At 54.0% G+C, this 16,439-nt stretch carries 16 protein-coding genes and 1 pseudogene; 9 read left to right on the forward strand and 8 right to left on the reverse strand.

Annotation, left to right across the window (positions count from 1 at the left end; translation table 11 throughout):
• The first annotated feature begins 314 nt into the window (after window positions 1-314).
• The 5 genes and pseudogenes from CCB157_RS01200 to CCB157_RS01225 all read left to right on the forward strand — a co-directional run bounded on the left by CCB157_RS01200 (window position 315) and on the right by CCB157_RS01225 (window position 4,221).
• Window positions 315-689 carry a LiaF transmembrane domain-containing protein gene (locus CCB157_RS01200; protein WP_077614107.1) on the forward strand — a complete coding sequence of 125 codons (375 nt, stop codon included), beginning with the start codon at window positions 315-317 and terminating at the stop codon, window positions 687-689.
• 39 nt (window positions 690-728) lie between these two features.
• Window positions 729-1,414 (forward strand): annotated as a pseudogene (locus tag CCB157_RS01205) (PspA/IM30 family protein).
• Between the two features lie 341 nt (window positions 1,415-1,755).
• Complete coding sequence (gene liaF / locus CCB157_RS01215; protein WP_077614109.1) at window positions 1,756-2,532, forward strand: cell wall-active antibiotics response protein LiaF; 777 nt, start codon at window positions 1,756-1,758, stop codon at window positions 2,530-2,532.
• The gene (locus CCB157_RS01220) at window positions 2,532-3,596 is read left to right on the forward strand and encodes a HAMP domain-containing sensor histidine kinase (protein ID WP_077614110.1); all 1,065 of its coding nucleotides are present in this window, start codon (window positions 2,532-2,534) and stop codon (window positions 3,594-3,596) included. Before liaF ends, CCB157_RS01220 begins: the two co-directional genes overlap by 1 nt.
• The gene (locus CCB157_RS01225) at window positions 3,589-4,221 is read left to right on the forward strand and encodes a response regulator (protein WP_077614111.1); all 633 of its coding nucleotides are present in this window, start codon (window positions 3,589-3,591) and stop codon (window positions 4,219-4,221) included. Before CCB157_RS01220 ends, CCB157_RS01225 begins: the two co-directional genes overlap by 8 nt.
• A 351-nt stretch (window positions 4,222-4,572) precedes the next feature.
• On the opposite strand, the gene CCB157_RS01230 is transcribed toward CCB157_RS01225, so the two are convergent.
• Both CCB157_RS01230 and CCB157_RS01235 read right to left on the reverse strand, forming a co-directional pair.
• The gene (locus CCB157_RS01230; RefSeq protein WP_077614112.1) at window positions 4,573-5,880 is read right to left on the reverse strand and encodes an MFS transporter; all 1,308 of its coding nucleotides are present in this window, start codon (window positions 5,878-5,880) and stop codon (window positions 4,573-4,575) included.
• A gap of 40 nt (window positions 5,881-5,920) precedes the next feature.
• Window positions 5,921-6,673: a PIG-L deacetylase family protein gene (locus CCB157_RS01235; RefSeq protein ID WP_158077161.1), complete on the reverse strand. Its 753-nt coding sequence runs from the start codon at window positions 6,671-6,673 to the stop codon at window positions 5,921-5,923.
• A gap of 231 nt (window positions 6,674-6,904) precedes the next feature.
• Here CCB157_RS01235 and CCB157_RS01240 point away from each other — a divergent pair, with 231 nt between their 5' ends.
• Both CCB157_RS01240 and CCB157_RS01245 read left to right on the forward strand, forming a co-directional pair.
• Window positions 6,905-7,225 carry a PTS sugar transporter subunit IIB gene (locus tag CCB157_RS01240; protein WP_077614114.1) on the forward strand — a complete coding sequence of 107 codons (321 nt, stop codon included), beginning with the start codon at window positions 6,905-6,907 and terminating at the stop codon, window positions 7,223-7,225.
• Between the two features lie 220 nt (window positions 7,226-7,445).
• Window positions 7,446-8,699, forward strand: a complete 1,254-nt coding sequence (locus CCB157_RS01245; protein ID WP_077614115.1) for a BaiN/RdsA family NAD(P)/FAD-dependent oxidoreductase — start codon at window positions 7,446-7,448, stop codon at window positions 8,697-8,699.
• 125 nt (window positions 8,700-8,824) lie between these two features.
• Here the strand turns inward: CCB157_RS01245 and CCB157_RS01250 are convergent, their stop codons facing one another.
• From CCB157_RS01250 to CCB157_RS01275, 6 genes are all read right to left on the reverse strand, one after another.
• On the reverse strand, window positions 8,825-9,460 hold the full coding sequence (locus tag CCB157_RS01250; protein ID WP_077614116.1) for an NAD(P)-dependent oxidoreductase: 636 nt from the start codon (window positions 9,458-9,460) through the stop codon (window positions 8,825-8,827).
• Between the two features lie 89 nt (window positions 9,461-9,549).
• Window positions 9,550-9,981 carry an Rrf2 family transcriptional regulator gene (locus CCB157_RS01255; protein ID WP_077614117.1) on the reverse strand — a complete coding sequence of 144 codons (432 nt, stop codon included), beginning with the start codon at window positions 9,979-9,981 and terminating at the stop codon, window positions 9,550-9,552.
• 129 nt (window positions 9,982-10,110) lie between these two features.
• Window positions 10,111-11,277 carry an FtsW/RodA/SpoVE family cell cycle protein gene (locus tag CCB157_RS01260; RefSeq protein ID WP_077614118.1) on the reverse strand — a complete coding sequence of 389 codons (1,167 nt, stop codon included), beginning with the start codon at window positions 11,275-11,277 and terminating at the stop codon, window positions 10,111-10,113.
• A 322-nt stretch (window positions 11,278-11,599) separates the two neighbouring features.
• A complete protein-coding gene (pdxK, locus tag CCB157_RS01265) occupies window positions 11,600-12,409 on the reverse strand; it encodes a pyridoxine/pyridoxal/pyridoxamine kinase (RefSeq protein ID WP_077614234.1) in 810 nt (269 codons plus the stop codon).
• A gap of 250 nt (window positions 12,410-12,659) precedes the next feature.
• Entirely contained in the window at window positions 12,660-13,208 is a 549-nt protein-coding gene (locus CCB157_RS01270; RefSeq protein WP_077614119.1) for a hypothetical protein, read from the reverse strand.
• A gap of 56 nt (window positions 13,209-13,264) precedes the next feature.
• Entirely contained in the window at window positions 13,265-14,056 is a 792-nt protein-coding gene (locus tag CCB157_RS01275) for a hypothetical protein (protein WP_077614120.1), read from the reverse strand.
• Here CCB157_RS01275 and CCB157_RS17175 point away from each other — a divergent pair.
• Together CCB157_RS17175 and CCB157_RS01280 are read left to right on the forward strand one after the other, a co-directional pair.
• Complete coding sequence (locus CCB157_RS17175; protein ID WP_143286875.1) at window positions 14,049-14,519, forward strand: hypothetical protein; 471 nt, start codon at window positions 14,049-14,051, stop codon at window positions 14,517-14,519. The genes CCB157_RS01275 and CCB157_RS17175 overlap by 8 nt on opposite strands.
• On the forward strand, window positions 14,519-16,123 hold the full coding sequence (locus CCB157_RS01280; protein ID WP_077614121.1) for an APC family permease: 1,605 nt from the start codon (window positions 14,519-14,521) through the stop codon (window positions 16,121-16,123). The genes CCB157_RS17175 and CCB157_RS01280 overlap by 1 nt, the downstream gene beginning before the upstream one ends.
• Window positions 16,124-16,439: the final 316 nt, after the last annotated feature.

The raw sequence follows: 16,439 nt of genomic DNA on the forward strand, positions 1-16,439 counted from the left end.
TTTTGCCAAAAACTAAAGGAGTGTTGGCGTTAAACAGGAGCGTCCGTTGAAAATAGGGCTGCTTTTTTGGAGTGCTCTTCTCGTAAAAGCGGTGGGGTGCCGGAGGAGCGATGCGGGCTTTCGCATTTCCGGATGGCGGTTGCGAAATACCCGCCGTGAAACGCATCCAGGGCTTCCCGATCCCATGTCCGTGACGTCTGAAAGCCCGACGTCCGGTTGGACTTAAGTCTTATTCAAAAATAAAGCCGCGGCTCGTTTCGGCCGGCCGGGCTTTTTTTTTATGCTTAAGACAGCAAAGGAAAGGAGGTGGCCTGATGAGCGTCACCGGCAAAACGATGATCGGATTGGTTTTCGTGGTCGTCGGCGCGACGGTCATGCTGAACATTTTCGGGATTCATCTCGGCGGTCTGGTCAAACTGGCGGTCGCCCTCTGCCTCGTGATATACGGCATAAAGAAAATCGCCAATGGGCAAAAATGGTTCGGCAGCGCCGTTCTGGCCTTCGGTTTACTCCTGATCGTCGGCATCCCCGGCTTGATTTTTCAGGCCTTGTTCGCCTTGATGATCGTCTATTTCGGATTCAGGCTTCTCACCGGAGGAAAACGGGAAGCGGTTCACGAAGGTGGGGTTCTCCGCTCGCGTATCGATGATGATTTTGATAGAGAATGGCAACGGTTCATGAAGGATTAACTCATAATTAAGGAGGTACCGGTGATGGTATTGAAACGCATGCGCGACATCCTCGTTGCGACCATTCACGAAGGTTTGGACAAAATTGAAAATCCGGTGGTTATGATCAACCAGTACTTGCGGGACATGGAAGCGGAGATCGACCGGGCGAAGGCCTCGGTCGTCAAGCATAAAACGCTGGCGGAAAGCTTTATGCGCCAAGGACGCCATGCGGCAGACATGGCGGAAAAACGGTCGCGTCAAGCGCAGTTGCCTTTGATGCTGGCGAAGAGGATCTCGCCAGAAAGGCGATCGGCGAACGAAAATATTATGAAGAACGGGCCGAGTATTACAAGGACTTGGCCGATAAAGCGAGCCATCAAGCGGCCGAGTTGGAAAAGGATCTCCGCCGGTTGCAGGACAAATATGAAGCCCTTCGCGATCGCAAGTTTTCGCTGATAGCGCGGGCGAATGCCGCCATGACCAAGGAGCGGATTCAAGCCTCCCTGCACCGATATAACGGAGAGTCAGCGCTCAGGGAATTCGAAAGGATGGAAGACCGCATCCGGGAAATGGAAATTCGCGCCAACGTCGCGGCGTTTTACGGCGCACGTTGTGCGGACGCCAAATTGGCGAAACTGGAGTGGAATGACGAGATCGAAAAAGAAATAGAACATATGCGGAAACAGAAGGCTCTTCGTGAAAACAAACCGGAAGACACCGATAGCGCGGAGGAAAGAGCCTGACAAAAGCGGCGGGTGTCACCGCCGCTTATTTTACGCGGAAGCCATGATGGGAAAATCCGGGAGTGAAGGAGGGCGTCCGCCGTCAGCGATACGAAAGCCCGGTCGTGAAACGATTGTTTCGGCCGCCGGATCCCGGGCGTCGGACAGCGGCAAAGCGCTCTCTTGAAAGCTTGCCGGAATGAGGAAAAGCCCTGTGTTAAAGGGATAGCCCATGTGGCCGATTGCGCGCAGGAGTGATCGCGGCGGCAGTCTGCCGGCTACGTTTTGCTTTCCCGGTGCAAATAGTAAAATAGAGACAGCGTGATAGCGATCCCGTTGAAAGGAGGGACATCGTGTCTTCAATGAACAGCTTGATCGGCGCGATTTTGATTTTGATCGGCTTCATCGTCTTGTTGACCCTCATCGGAATCGGAGCCATGCTCATCGGTCCGCTCATTTTCATCGTTCTCGGCATTGTCTTTTTGAAGAAGAAGCGGCGGCTGATCGGCATCATCCTGCTGGCTCTCGGCATCGTCGCTTTCTTTAACACAGTTTTTCATATCAATCTGGGTACCGTACTGGTCGCCATCCTATTTTTGTATTTTGGTTATCGGATGTTGAAAAGACGCGATGAATCGGATGGCCCTGCTTTTCAACGGGATCGCCGCAAAAGGCGCGGCCGGGACGGGGGAAGCGATTGGATCGACGCCGAAATCGAACGGATCAAGAAGCATATTCATCCGGACCCGGAGCCGGTCACGGCCGGCGGCCCGCTCTTCCAGCGTTCGTTTATCGGCGATCTTCATCTCATGCATCATCGCTTTGTGCTCGAGGACATGAATATTTGGCACGGCATCGGGGATGTGAAGATCGACCTGTCCAAAGCGATCATTCCCGAAGGGGAAACCGTGCTCGTGATCAACGGCTGGTTTGGGGACGTCGACATTTACATTCCGTATGATTTGGACGTGTCCGTCAACGCGACGGTCACGGTCGGCGAATTGGATATTCTCGATCGGCGGGCGGCCGGCGTTCAGCGCCATCTTTCCGTAGCGACCAAGGATTATAAGTTGTCTACGCGCCGGGTGAAAATCATAGTATCGCTTTTTATCGGCGACATTAATGTGAGGTTTTTATGATGAAGCGAAGGAAATTGGTCAACGTTCAATGGCGCGTCATTCAATATACCGTCGGAGCGGCGGTTCTGGCCGCGGCCGTCGCTCTCGTCGTTGCGGGTTACATGGAAAACGTAGAGCTCGGGCGCTTGTTGTTCCATCGCGTATGGGGCATTCCGAGCGGGGCTTTCCTCCTTGTGGTCGTTTTGGCCGTCGGAGCCGCCTTTGGCTACGTTTTCGGCAAATCTTTGAAAAAACGGCTCGAGGAGCTCGTCGCCGCCATCTTGAGGTTTGAAAGAGGGAATTACGCGTACCGCGTCCCGGATCTCGGCGATGACGAAATCGGACAAGCGGCGCTTCACCTGAATGCCATGGCCGAACATATCGAGAACCAGGTCGCCTCTTTGCAGAAATTGTCGTCGGAGAAAGCCAAATGGAACGAAGAGTTGAAGCACGCCGCCATCGCCGAGGAGCGGCAGCGGTTGGCGCGGGAATTGCACGATGCCGTCAGCCAGCAGCTCTTTGCCATTTCCATGTTGTCTTCCGCCGTTCGGGAAACCCATCGCGTCGATCCGGAGGCGACGCCGAAGCAACTCGCGATCATCGAAGAGATGGCCGGGCACGCTCAAAATGAAATGCGCGCGCTTCTTTTGCATTTGCGCCCGGCCCGCCTTGACGGGAAAGGGCTGAAACAAGGCGTCGAGGAATTGTTGGCCGAATTCCAAGCGAAGCAGCCTATCAATATTAAATGGAAAATCGATGATGTGGCCGGGATGCCGAAAGGGGTCGAAGACCATCTCTTCCGCATCGTGCAGGAAGGGTTGTCCAACGTGCTTCGCCATTCGAAGGCGAAAACCTTGAACGTCCGCCTCATTCGCTCGGAGAAGCAAATCCATTTGAAAATTACGGATGACGGCATCGGTTTTGATGTCAAAGCCCAAAAGGCGTCGTCCTACGGGTTGAAATCGATCCGCGAACGCGTGAGCGAAATCGGCGGGGTGGTGGAAATCTTTTCGATGCCCGGCAAAGGCACGGAAATCGACGTCAAAGTTCCGGTGATAAAGGAGGCAAAGGAGCCGCATGATTAGAGTGTTGTTGGTCGACGATCATGAAATGGTGCGCTTGGGGCTGTCCGCTTATTTGTCCACCCAGAAGGACATTGAAGTCGTGGGGGAAGCGAGCAACGGGGAAGAAGGCGTACGCCTTGCGCTCGAGACGCGCCCGGATGTGATCCTCATGGACTTGGTGATGGACGGCATGGACGGCATCGAAGCGACGCGCCGCATCTGCCAGGCGCTGGACGATCCGAAGATCATCGTGCTCACGAGCTTCGTCGATGATGATAAAGTTTATCCGGCGATCGAAGCGGGGGCGCTCAGCTACTTGCTCAAAACGTCCAAAGCCGCTGAAATTGCCGAGGCGATCCGCCGTGCGGCCAAAGGCGAACCGGTTCTGGAAGCGGCCGTCACCGGCAAGGTGTTGTCCCGTATGCGGAAGAAACAGGCGCCCCTTCCCCATGAACAATTGACGGACAGGGAACGGGAAGTATTGAACTTGATTGCCGAAGGCTTGTCGAATCAGGAGATCGCCGATCGGCTTTGCATCGCACTGAAAACCGTCAAGGCCCACGTCACGAACATCCTCGCGAAGCTCGAAGTCGAGGATCGGACCCAGGCGGCCATTTACGCGCATCGGAACGGGTTGGTCAAATAAAAAATGCGCCAAGAAAGGCGGCGATCGGCCGGACGGGAGGAACGCCGGCGTGCCTCGCCGTATTTTTTTATGGCCTTCGGTTTTACGCCGAGCCCCTCATGGATTTTTCCGAGGTTTCGTCCGGTGTCTTTTTGCCCGTCGGTTGCCGGTCTTGATAAGAACGCCGTTGATTCAAGTCCTATTCAAGGTTCGCTCCTCTCTTTTCTCTTGTTAGAATGAAAGGTGACGTGATGTCAGGGTCAATCTTTTTTTTAAACGCTTTTCCGGTCTGATCCGACTTTTCCTCGAATGAAAGCGCCCTTATCGACCTGCTTGAAAACTCCGCAACCACTTCTTTCTGGGTAATCCTGCTTATGAGGCGTTTTGGCTGTTTGTTGTTGAAGACGGCGTTTTTCCGATGGGATATAAATAAAAGCATAAGAGAGACAGCAGCAAAAAGGCGATCGGCACGGCGGACAGCAATAGCCGGAAGCCCCATAGCGCCGCCTCCGGCTGGACGGTCTGTCTCGCCGAATAGCCCGTGGACGCCAGCATCCATCCCATGATGACGGCTTGAAGCGAGACGCTCCAGCGGACGATGAAGCCGTTGACGCCGAAATACAGGCCTTCACGGCGCAGGCCGGTGCGCTTTTCATCTTCATCGATGATCTCGGCGAGCATGACGTCCAACAGGACGATGAGGCCTGCCAATCCGACGCCGACACCGGCCGACGTGACGATGCCGAAAGCGAACGTACGGATCGCGGCGAACGGCAAGAGGGCGATGAGGAGAAGGCCGGTCGCGGCGAGCGCCGTTTTCCTCGGTCCGAAGCGCCGGGCCGCTTTTCCCCACAGATAAACGCACGGGATGGCCGTCAAAAAGATCGCGCCGAGCATGGCGGAATGTTCGGCGTCGGAGATGTGCAAGACATATTTTGAGAAAAACGGCAGCGCCGCCGGCAGGAGCGCAAACGTCAATTGGGCGAAAAAACTGCCCGCCACGTACCAAATGAACGAGCGGTTCACCAATGCATCGCGCAGCGCTTGAACCAAAGGGATCGGACGATTCGGCATGCGCGGGTTTTCCCGTATTCCGGTGAGGGTGAAGGCAAAGACGAGGCCGACCAGTACTCCGAAGAGGATCCCCATCGCTGGCCAGCCGACGCTTCCGTAAATCAGCGGCGGCAAGGCGACGCCGACGATCATGCCGACGAGGCCGAACATTTGCCGCCATGAAGAAACTTCGGTCCGCGTTTTCAAATCGGGATACATTTCCGGATAGAGCGCCGTCCAGTTGAGAACGACGAGCACGAACAACGTATCGTAAATCAAGACGGCGACGAGAAAATAGCCGAATATGAGATGGCTTGGCACAAAGGGGCACCACAATAGGGCAAAGCTGGCCGCAAGCGGCGCAAAACCGATGGCGATGTAAGGCGTGCGCCGGCCCCAGCGGCTTTGGGTGTGGTCGGACAGATAGCCGAATATGGGATTCCAAAGCGCGTTCACCATGCCGTGAAGGACCATGGCGAAGCTGAGCCATGCCGGCGGGACGTTCAACACGTCGGCATAGTAGAAGACGATATACGTCGCAAAGGCCTGGCTCATGAGCTGGATCGCAAAATGGCCGGAGCTGTAGGCGACTTTTTTGCTTCCTGTTGCACGCGTTTGAGCGTTCATTTTTTCTCCCTCTGTTTTGGCCGGACATCTGGCGCCTGTTTTACATCTCGGCGGCGTCAACGTTCATGTGCAGCATGACCGGCGTCAGCACTTTAAACGCTTCCGCCAGCTTCCAAGGTGTGTCAGCTTTTTTCGCGTATTCCCGCGCTTTCGTCGTCAAATATTCTTTGACGAAGGCGAAATATTCGCCGCTGAATTGACTCTTGTGCGCGCCGATGGCCGCCAGTTTCTTCTCCCAATAGGGGTCGGCTGCGATGAAGGCATTCGGTGCACGCGTCGTATAGAAGGCGACGGCGTGCACGGCGTGAGGGGCAAGGCCTTGGTGCCGATGCTCCGGGAAAAAATGCGGATTCCCGCTCGTTAAAGCACAAAAGGCGGCGACCTGTCCGGTGACGATGTGATCGAGATGCCCTTCATATGGAAGCCAAGGATCGACGGTAAAAAGGATTTCCGGTCGAACCGTGCGGATCACCCGGGTCATCGCTTCCCGCAGCTGTTCTGTATCGCGAAGGCGGCCGTCGGGAAAACCGAGCCAATGAAAATGAGAGACGCCGAGGATGCGGCCGGCCGCTTCGTGTTCCTGGCGGCGCATGGCGGCGATTTGTTCCGGCGCCGCATGGGGGTCGTCGCTGCCGGCTCGGCCGTCGGTGACCGTTAAATAATGGACATCGCATCCTCGGTCGGCGAGCCAGGCCACCGTGGCGCCGGCGCCGATTTCGTTGTCGTCGGGATGGGGTTGAATGAACAGTGCCCGCTTGATCTCCGTCAGGCGGTTGACATCAAACACATTCACAGCCGTCTCCTCCGTTCTCCGGCTTCTTGTCCGCATCAGAAATGTTATTATTATAAATATTCTTACCGAACGAAGACGATTCCTGCCTGGATATTCGCGTGATCATGCCGACTGTAAAAAGGGATTTTTCAAGACGCTGCCGGCAGCGGTTCGGGCGGATAAAGAGGATAAACAACGCCATTGTTTTCGATTATAATAGGATGAAACCGATTACAAAAGAGGGGTGCTCCGATGGTCAACATTCTTCTCGTCTGCGCCGCGGGCATGTCGACCAGTTTGCTCGTCGCCAAAATGGAAAACGCGGCCAAAGCCCGAGCGCTTGAAGTGAACATCCGGGCGGTTGCCGTATCCGAGGCCGCTCGCCATCTCGATCAAGCCGACGTGGTGCTCCTCGGCCCGCAAGTCCGTTATATGGTTGATAAGGTGCAAAAAGACGCCGAGCCATACGGGATCCGCGTCGGGGTCATCGATCCGGTGCATTACGGAATGATCCATGGGGACGCCGTCCTTCAACAAGCTTTGCGGCTGCAAGGAAGTCACGAGAATTTATAATCGGAGCGGCGGTCGAGCCATCTCGAGCTTACGGTAGGAAAGGCCATGGCTCGCCGCGGCTTTGCCAGGGCGCCTGGGCCATCAGCGGAAAAGATGAGAAAGCCCATCCCGAAATCCTTAAACCCGGTTGCCCCGATCCCCGCCGCGCCGATGCTTCCGTTTTAAAGCGGCCCCCTTCCGTTTATGCTATAGTAGGCAATGGAATCGGGAGGGGTTATCTATGTACGATGTGATCGTCGTCGGCGGCGGACCGGCGGGATTGATGGCTTCGGTCGCGGCGGCCGAGCACGGCGCGCGCGTCCTTTTGGTCGACAAAGGGGACAAGCTCGGGCGCAAGCTGGCCATTTCGGGCGGCGGCCGTTGCAATGTGACGAACCGCATGCCGATCCCCGAACTCATCCGCCACATTCCCGGAAACGGCAAATTTTTATACAGCGCGTTTTCGGTGTTTAACAATGAAGATATCATCCGCTTTTTTGAAAATCTCGGCATTCGATTGAAAGAGGAAGATTTCGGCCGGATGTTTCCGGTGACCGACAGCGCGAAAACCGTCGTCCGCGCCCTCGTCCAAAAGGTGAAAGATCTTGGGGTGGAAATCCGGGTGAACGCGCCGGTGGCGAATGTTCTGTATGAAGAAGGGAGAACGACCGGTGTGGTCCCCGCCTCCGGGGAAAAGATCCGGGCCCGGAACGTCATCGTCGCCGTCGGCGGCAAGTCCGTGCCGCAGACGGGATCGACTGGGGATGGCTACCCGTGGGCGGAGGCGGCCGGGCATACGATCACCGATCTTTATCCGACCGAGGTCCCGCTCACATCGAATGAACCGTTCATTCAGGCGAGAACGCTGCAAGGTTTATCGCTCCGCGATGTCGCGGTATCGGTCCGCGATCCGAAAGGGAAAATCCTCATCACGCATCGTTGGGATATGATCTTTACCCATTTCGGGCTGTCCGGTCCTGCCGTCTTGCGCGCGAGCCAATTCGTCGTCAAAGCCTTGAAAAAGTTCAAGACCGATGCGATCGATGTGTTGATCGACGCACTCCCCGACGAGAACGAGGAAACCGTTTTTCAAATGTTGATGAAGCGGATACAACAGCAGCCGAAAAAAGCGGTGAAAAACGTGTGGAAGGGGATCGTGCCGGAGCGGTATCTCGTGTTTTTGCTCGAACGGATGGGCATCCATCCGGATGCCACATTTCACGACCTGCCGAAAAACAAAGTGCGGGATCTGGCGCACGCGTTGAAAGCCTTCGCCGTGAAAGTGAACGGGACGCTGCCGATCGAAAAGGCGTTCATCACTGGCGGCGGCGTGTCGTTAAAAGAAATTGATCCGAAAACGATGGCGTCCAAGTTAATGCCCGGTTTGTATTTTTGCGGCGAAATTTTGGACATCCACGGCTACACCGGCGGCTACAACATCACCGCCGCATTTGCGACCGGCTACACGGCGGGCCGCGCCGCCGCCATGCGTTGAGGCCGCCTGATTTGACGCGCTTTCCGGCTCAGGCGTCCAATTTGAGACTGTCACAGTCGGACGAATCTGCCAAATGAGTCCGCCCGTTCATAATAAAAAAGCCGGGGCATGGCCCCGGCAAACCGTTAATAGGCAACCGTAAATCGTTGGCGGATGAATTTCGGGTTTTCCGCCTCGTCCAGGATGGCGACCGCAAAATCTTCCGCGGAAATCCGGCTTTCGCCTTTTTCATCGGTCACGAGTTGGTTCGTGCCGGTGCGGTATTTCCCGGTTCTTTCCCCGGGCGCGATGAACGCGGCGGGGCTGATGTTGGTCCAGTCCAGCTCGGATTCCTGGCGATAAATGTCGAGGACTTCAGCGGCCGTTTGGGCAATCGCCTTCCACTCTTCCGGGAAATCCGGGGTGTTCATCAGTTGAACACCGGGGGCGACTTCCAGGCTTCCCGCGCCGTTCACCGCGATTAAACGGCGGACACCGGAACGTTTGACGCCTTCAATTAACGATTTCGACATGTCTATAAAGGTGCGTTCTTGCCCGGGATCCGGCCCGATCGAGCTGATGACGATGTCGTGGCCGCGCACGGCGTCGGCCACTTGGTCGGCATGGAGGACGTCGGCGGTGGCCACGTGCAAGTTGGCGTCCTGGACCGTCAGCTTCGCCGGATCGCGAACGACGGCGGTTACTTCATGATTGCGGTTCAGCGCTTCTTTTAAAATGCGTTGTCCGATCGTTCCCGTAGCGCCGAGCAAAGCGATTTTCATGGTTCATTCCACCTTTTCGCAGGATTCATAATTGAGAGGGCGTATTGTAACGTAACCGATTACGTTACAATATCTTTGTAAAACCGTTTCTACGATCCGATTTTTTCGTTTAGGTTTTCCACGAGCTGTTCCATCGTCACATCGGCCAAGATCTGCTCCATTGCCGCCTGGGCGCGCAACAGAATGAGTTGGAGGACGGCCTCGATGTTGCCGCCCACCGGACACGCCGGATTGGGATGTTCATGGAATTGGAACAATTCTCCGCCGGGAACGGCGTCCACGGCCCGGTAGACGTCGAGCAACGTGATGTCATCGAGGTCTTTGATCAAATATGCGCCACCGGAGCCCTTCGGTATCTTCACGAATCCGGCTTTTTTTAACATGCCCAAAATGCGGCGGATCACGACGGGATGGGTATTGACGCTTTGCGCGATCCATTCCGAGGTGCAGTGCGCATCTTTTGCGATGGCCAATAGCGACAAAATGTGGACGGCAACAGAAAAACGGCTGCTGATTTTCAACGCGTTCACCCTCTTGTTGTAACCATTATAGTTACATTTTTGTGTGGAAGTCAACTTGGCCGACCTGTCCGGCCATCCATGGCGCCGGATGGGTGTTCCAAGCGGACGGGCATGTCGGCTATCTATGGACTATGAAAACATTAAGTAGCGGGTGTGATATTTTACGCTCATCACAAGGCCGATGGACATCATGCTGCCGAGCACGGAGCTTCCCCCGTAACTGATAAAGGGGAGCGGGATGCCGGTAATGGGCAAAAGGCCGATCACCATACCGATGTTCTCGACCACGTGGAAGGAAAGCATGCCGACGACGCCGGCGCATAGATAACTGCCGAAAGCCTGGTTTGAATGGATGCCCGTCATGATGATGTGATAAATGAGGATGAAATAGAGGCAAATGACGAGCGCACCGCCGATGAAGCCGAAATGTTCGGTAATGACGCTAAAGATGAAATCGGTGTGGCTCTCGGGCAAATAGACGGCGTCGCTCGGGGAAAAGCCGCTGCCGTACACTTTCCCCGAACCGATCGCAAGCAGCGATTGATGGAGTTGATACGTCTGGTCGTTATTGATTTGCCCGCCGCTTAACCAACTCGTGATCCGGTTGAGCTGATACGTGTCGACGCCGATTTTCTTAAGCCATTCTCCGTAGCGGACGGCGATGTAAATGACCGCGCTCGCGAAGGCGGCGACGCCAGCGAACAACGGGATGAGGATTTTTCCGGAGATGCGCGAGGCGATCAGCATGGTAAAGTAAATGGCGATGATGACGAGCGAGGTGCCGAGATCGGGTTGCATCATGATGAAGGCGATCGGAACGAGCGTGATGAGCCCTGTTTTCAATACGAGCAGCCCATCGTCTTTTAATGTTTTGTTGTCCGGTTCATTGAGATGGTGGCGGTCGATGACCCGGGCGAGACACACGATCAGAAAAGGCTTCATCAATTCCGAGGGTTGGAAGGTGCCGATGCCGGGAAATGAATACCAGCTTTTCGCCCCGTTTCCGATATGGACGATGCTCGCGGGCGCGACCATCAAAAAACCGAGCGACGCCAGGCCGATCGCGTACAGCCCCCATGCCATTTTTTCGTATTGCTCCATATCAAAAAGCGTCATCGGCACGAGCATAACGGCGCCGACCAAAAACCACATCGCTTGTTTGACGGCGATATTGCCGAGCGACGAATCGCTGAGTTGGGCGGCGTAAACCGCGACCAAACTGGTGGCGATCAACAGAAACAGGACGAACAACATATTGACATCGATGCGTCGGCCGATGGGGTTATTCCGTTCCATACGGATGCCACCTCCTCCGCAACAAAAACCATGATTTTCCGCAAGGGTCAAACGATCATGGATGATCCCGAACGGCGTCGAAAGAAGGCTGGTCTACTCAATTTGATTACGAGCGCAATCCGCCTTCGGTTTCGTGCCGGAAAAATTGGCGATGGATTCTCCGGGAATGGCGCCGTTTCTTCGCAGCCAGGGAAAAAGGGACCAGCCCTCGTTTTTAGCCGTCACCCTGACGCCTCACTACAAAGGAAAAAAGATAGGAGGCTAGCCCCTATCTTATGAACAGTTCCGATTGGATTGGGTTCGGACGGTCTAAATACGCCGGTTAGGCGTTCGCGCGCCGGCGGTAAGCGCCGTGGTCGACCGGCCCGACGTATTGGTTTAATTTCCAGCCGTTTTTGATCGCTTCCGTGATGAACGCTTTTGCGGTGCGAATCGCGTCTTTCACATCGGCGCCTTTGGCAAGTTCCGCGGTGATGGCCGCGGAAGACGTGCAGCCCGCGCCGTGCGTATACGTCGTGTCGATCCGTTCGCCTTCGAGAATTTCAAACGTCTTGCCGTCGTAAAGCACATCGACCGCTTTATCGTGTTGGATTTTGTTGCCGCCTTTGACGAGGACGTATTTGGCGCCGAGCTCATGGATGACGCTTGCCGCCTCTTTCATTTGCTCGATCGTCGTGATCGGCGGCATTTTCGCCAGTTTCGCCGCTTCGAAAAGGTTCGGCGTCGTGACCAACGCTCTTGGGATTAAGTATTCGCGCAAGCTTTCCGTGTTTTCCGGGTGGAGCTCTTCATCCGCGCCTTTGCACACCATGACCGGGTCAATGACCACTTTTTCGATGCCGTGGTCGTCGATGTATTTGGCCGTCAGTTCGATGATCGCCGGCGAACCGAGCATGCCCGTTTTCATCGCGTCCACACCGGCGCCGACGACGATCGTGTCCAGCTGGGCTTTGACCGTATCGACGTCCACCGGAAAGACGTTGTGGAACCAACTATTATAAGGATCCATCGCGACGATCGTCGTTACGGCCGACATGCCGTAAACGCCGAGCTCTTGAAAGGTTTTTAAGTCCGCTTGCAGACCGGCTCCTCCCGAAGAGTCCGATCCCGCGACGGTTAATGCTTTTTTCATTTTGCATTCTTCTCCTTCATAAAGAGGTTCGGAAATATCAATTTTATTATAATAATAATCGCCGGCTTTCGCCAAACGGATGGACTTGCCGCTCACATCGCGTGATGCGGCGCTTCATGAATCATTGCTGGATCCATCAGCCGCTGACATGAACAAGCAAACATCATCCACATATGGGTGGAAGGTTCATGAGGCTATGTTCACCATCCGGAAGCGGTAAAAACAAACCCTAAAAAAATAAACAGTGAAATCACTGTTCATTTTTCGTTTTCTTTAGATCACTCAGCAGTTGGAAAATTTCTTCATACATTTCTTTTATATTTTTATCATTTTTAACATCGGCTTTTAGCCCGAATCCCCAAACTTTGAACTGACCGTTTTCTAATCCCAATACTCCCCAAGCGTATATGCCATCCTTTACGGTGATTCCCTCTTCATAAGATATGGATTTATCTGTAAACACATAATAAGGCTTTTCAGAACCGATAAAAAAAGTGGGGTAAGGCAATTTTTTATATAAATCGGCGTACTGTCCTTTATCCGCTTCGATGAGCCGATCAGGCATTATAAATAAACCGTCCAGGTGATCATCGATCTTCCGGTTTAAGTCTTTTAAGTTTACCTTTTTGAATCGGACGTTTCGGTCATTTATCCCGGGAATTTTGCCAAAAACGCCGATGGTTAAGGATGCATGCTTGGTTTCATCGCTCTTGTACTCTGCGATTGAACACCCAATGATCAAAATGAACGTTGCCGTGATCAGGATTTGAACGAAAATGGCGGCGTATTTGTTTTTCATCTATCCTATCTATCCTTTCAGTCTAATAATCGCCCGCATCAAGGGTTGCATGGTTTTTATAAAGATCCATTCCGCCTTTTTAATTCCCGGCCGATGGCAAATGCTTCGCTTAATTTTTTCGCTTTTTCGCACCCTTGATGATAAAGCTCTAATGCCTTTTCGATGGTGTCTTTGGACTGCCCGTATTGTTCCGCTTGTTCGAATGTGGCTTGGATGTCTTTCAGCTTGGTCAAAATGATCGGGTAGCCCTGGGCATAGCGGATGAGTTCATTTAATCGTTTGTATTTATGGGCCAAATCCGTCGGTTTTCCGTCGGTTTGGGTATTCCAGTCTTTAAAATATTGTTCTCTTTTTTCTTCTTGACTCAAAACGCCGGGATTTAGTAGGAGACCTTTGAAATCGAGCTCGTCAACGATATCGTCCACCATCGCCATGATTACACCGAGATATTGCCCTTTCGTCGGTGGTTGGATCGCGGGATGGTCATTGGTGGCTATTCGGCTGTCAAGGCGGCCATCGTTTTGAAAGACATAAAGATTGTCATAAATGATGACGCCGTCAGGCTCGTATTTGTATAAATCCGGCCGTTCTTTTTTTGAAATCCTTCCTTCTTTGGGAAGTTGATAATCCCGTGCGATGATGGCGATGCGGCGATAATCGCCCGTCAATTTTTCGAGCGCGCTTTGATTTTCTTCTTTTGTTTTTTGTTTAGATGCTGTTGGATGTTTGGCCGTTTTCGTTTCGGCAGCCGCGATTCGACGGCCTTTATCGTGGTTGTCATGGCTGCATCCCGCAAGCCACTCACCGATTAACAAAGAAACCAAGCCGATTGAGAGCGCTTTGTTCATCCGCTTTTCCACACCTTTTTCGATAATTGTGATAATTTTAGCGCGTTTAGGCGAATTTGTAAAAATAAAAAAGAGTGCGCGACGTCCACATGATGGCCGATGGCCTTTGTCGTTCCGTCTGGATTCAGAGCACCTCATCCCGGACATTGTTTTTCGCCTGTTAAAAAAATTTAGGCGATCTTGTCGCTTTTATGATTCGACAAAAAATGGTTCGATTCCACATCCGGGCCCATTTCCTGCGGTGCGTTTTCAAAAGGGAGCGGCGACACCGCGCGCGTTCGGCGGACAGCATGAACTTTTTAACGTTTGGGTTAACAAAATAGGGCGCTTTATTTTATTTCATCGGCTATTAATTATGACAAATAATACCATAAAAAATCATTTGATTTATCTGAACAACCTTATTATAATGGCTATTATCAGAAAGCATTCAACTTTTTATAGTGAAGGGAGAGAAGAATGATGGCTCGGTCGGCATCGTTCAAAAAGAAGTTAAACTTGCTCGACCTCACGTTCCTGGGGGTTGGATCCATCGTCGGATCCGGCTGGTTGTTTGCGGCGCAAGGGGCGGCCGTGTATGCGGGTCCGACGGCTTGGCTGGCCTGGGTGATCACGGCTATCGCATTTATTCTTATCGGTTTAACGTACGCTGAACTGGGCGGCATGTTGCCGCGGGCGGGCGGCTTCGTCCGCTACCCAAACTATACGCACGGGAGCCTTACCGGCTACCTGACCGGGTTTATCGCGATGCTGGCTTATTCCAGCGTCTCCGGCGTCGAAGTGGAGGCCGTGCGCGGTTATGCCTCGCGCTGGCTGCCGGGGTTGGCGACCGACAGCGGCGGGCCTTCGTTTTGGGGGTACATTCTAGAGATCGCTCTGCTCGTCCTCTTCTTCCTGTTAAACTATTGGAGCGTCAATGTGTTTGGCAAGGTCAATTCGGTGGTGACCATGTTTAAGTTTTTGGTGCCGTTGGTGACGTTGGTGATTTTGCTCCTCAATTTCCATAGCGGCAACTACTCGGTTGACGGCGCCAGCCCGGGCGGTCTTAAAGGCGTCATGCAGGCGGTCGCCTTGTCCGGCATTGCCTTCGCTTTTCTCGGCTGGCGGCAAGCGGTCGACTTTGGGTCGGAAGCGAAAAACCCGCAGCGGCACATTCCTCTCGCCATTATCCTGTCCATCGTCATCAGCGCTTTGCTGTACATCGCGTTGCAGTTGGTGTACATCGGCGCGGTGCCGCCCGAAGTGCTGGCGAAGGCCGGGGGCTGGGCTAACTTGAAGTTCGATCAAGCGCCTTACGCCGAATTGGCGACGTCACTCGGCATGCTCTGGCTGGCCAATCTGCTGTACGTGGATGCGGTGATCTCGCCGTCCGGCACCGGAAACATTTATGTCTCGGGCACGACGCGCGTCTTGTTCGCTTGGGCGAAGACGGGCTTGTTTTACTCGCTTTTCGGCAAAATCGACCGGAGAACGGGGATCCCGCGCGGCGCCTTGTGGCTGTCCGTAGTCTTAGCGATAGCTTGGATCCTGCCGGAAAACTATAGCGTTTGGAGCGGCCTGGTCGGCGCCGTTACCGGAGCGACCGTTTTGACTTACGTCTGCGGTCCCATTTCGATCGCGTCTTTGCGCCGAACTTCGCCCGACTTGCCTCGCCCCTTCCGCCTGCCGGCCGTTTCGGTCATCGCGCCGTTGGCGTTCATCGCCGGCTCGTTCATCATCTATTGGGGCGGATGGAACAACAACCGCATTCTGATTGGCCTGTCGCTCGCTTCGCTGATCCTCTACTTTGCTTTCATGGACCGCGATAAGGAGTGGCATCATAAACTGAAGACGGAGTGGCGGGCCGGCATCTGGCTGATCACTTACTATATTTTCATGATGGTGATGTCTTACTTGGGTTCCTTTGGTCCGCTGAAGCATCCGGTGATTCCGTACGGCTGGGATCTGCTAGCGGTCGCTGCCGGCTCGTTGATTGTGTACTACTGGGCCGTCGCCAGCGCCTTGCCGCAGCCGGTGATAGACTCGGATGAAGAAGAAGACGTCGAGGTCAAGGCGGTGAACGCGTGATCGCGTCGGCCGTTCACTGAACCTTTGGCTGATTGGAGATCGGTTTTTTACCGAGGCAACGAAGTGTTCCGCCGCGGTTCACTCGGCCCACAGGAATACCTGTGGCCGAGTGATTGTTAGCGGGGATGAACCGCCGCATCGCGCGCGTTCCCGATAGACCTCAGGATAGTCTGAATCGCTGGCAAGAAGGATTGACACGGTTATCGGCCATTTTTCACGTTGATCGCTCAGACCCGATCTTCATGAAGCGGATGGATTTCGTGTGTTGCTTATAGACCACGGCGATCATAACCGAACGCCTGCTTCTCTGTACATG

It is taken from the genome of Caenibacillus caldisaponilyticus, from assembly GCF_002003465.1.
In the GTDB taxonomy this organism is placed as follows: domain Bacteria; phylum Bacillota; class Bacilli; order Bacillales; family Sporolactobacillaceae; genus Caenibacillus; species Caenibacillus caldisaponilyticus.

Excerpts from the sequence above, each read along its gene's own strand:
- CCB157_RS01200 (WP_077614107.1), top strand. The coding sequence starts at position 315 with ATGAGCGTCACCGGCAAAACGATGATCGGATTGGTTTTCGTGGTCGTC.
- liaF (WP_077614109.1), top strand. The coding sequence starts at position 1,756 with ATGAACAGCTTGATCGGCGCGATTTTGATTTTGATCGGCTTCATCGTC.
- CCB157_RS01220 (WP_077614110.1), top strand. The coding sequence starts at position 2,532 with ATGAAGCGAAGGAAATTGGTCAACGTTCAATGGCGCGTCATTCAATAT.
- CCB157_RS01225 (WP_077614111.1), top strand. The coding sequence starts at position 3,589 with ATGATTAGAGTGTTGTTGGTCGACGATCATGAAATGGTGCGCTTGGGG.
- CCB157_RS01230 (WP_077614112.1), bottom strand. The coding sequence starts at position 5,880 with ATGAACGCTCAAACGCGTGCAACAGGAAGCAAAAAAGTCGCCTACAGC.
- CCB157_RS01240 (WP_077614114.1), top strand. The coding sequence starts at position 6,905 with ATGGTCAACATTCTTCTCGTCTGCGCCGCGGGCATGTCGACCAGTTTG.
- CCB157_RS01245 (WP_077614115.1), top strand. The coding sequence starts at position 7,446 with ATGTACGATGTGATCGTCGTCGGCGGCGGACCGGCGGGATTGATGGCT.
- CCB157_RS01250 (WP_077614116.1), bottom strand. The coding sequence starts at position 9,460 with ATGAAAATCGCTTTGCTCGGCGCTACGGGAACGATCGGACAACGCATT.
- CCB157_RS01260 (WP_077614118.1), bottom strand. The coding sequence starts at position 11,277 with ATGGAACGGAATAACCCCATCGGCCGACGCATCGATGTCAATATGTTG.
- pdxK (WP_077614234.1), bottom strand. The coding sequence starts at position 12,409 with ATGAAAAAAGCATTAACCGTCGCGGGATCGGACTCTTCGGGAGGAGCC.
- CCB157_RS01270 (WP_077614119.1), bottom strand. The coding sequence starts at position 13,208 with ATGAAAAACAAATACGCCGCCATTTTCGTTCAAATCCTGATCACGGCA.
- CCB157_RS01275 (WP_077614120.1), bottom strand. The coding sequence starts at position 14,056 with ATGAACAAAGCGCTCTCAATCGGCTTGGTTTCTTTGTTAATCGGTGAG.
- CCB157_RS01280 (WP_077614121.1), top strand. The coding sequence starts at position 14,519 with ATGGCTCGGTCGGCATCGTTCAAAAAGAAGTTAAACTTGCTCGACCTC.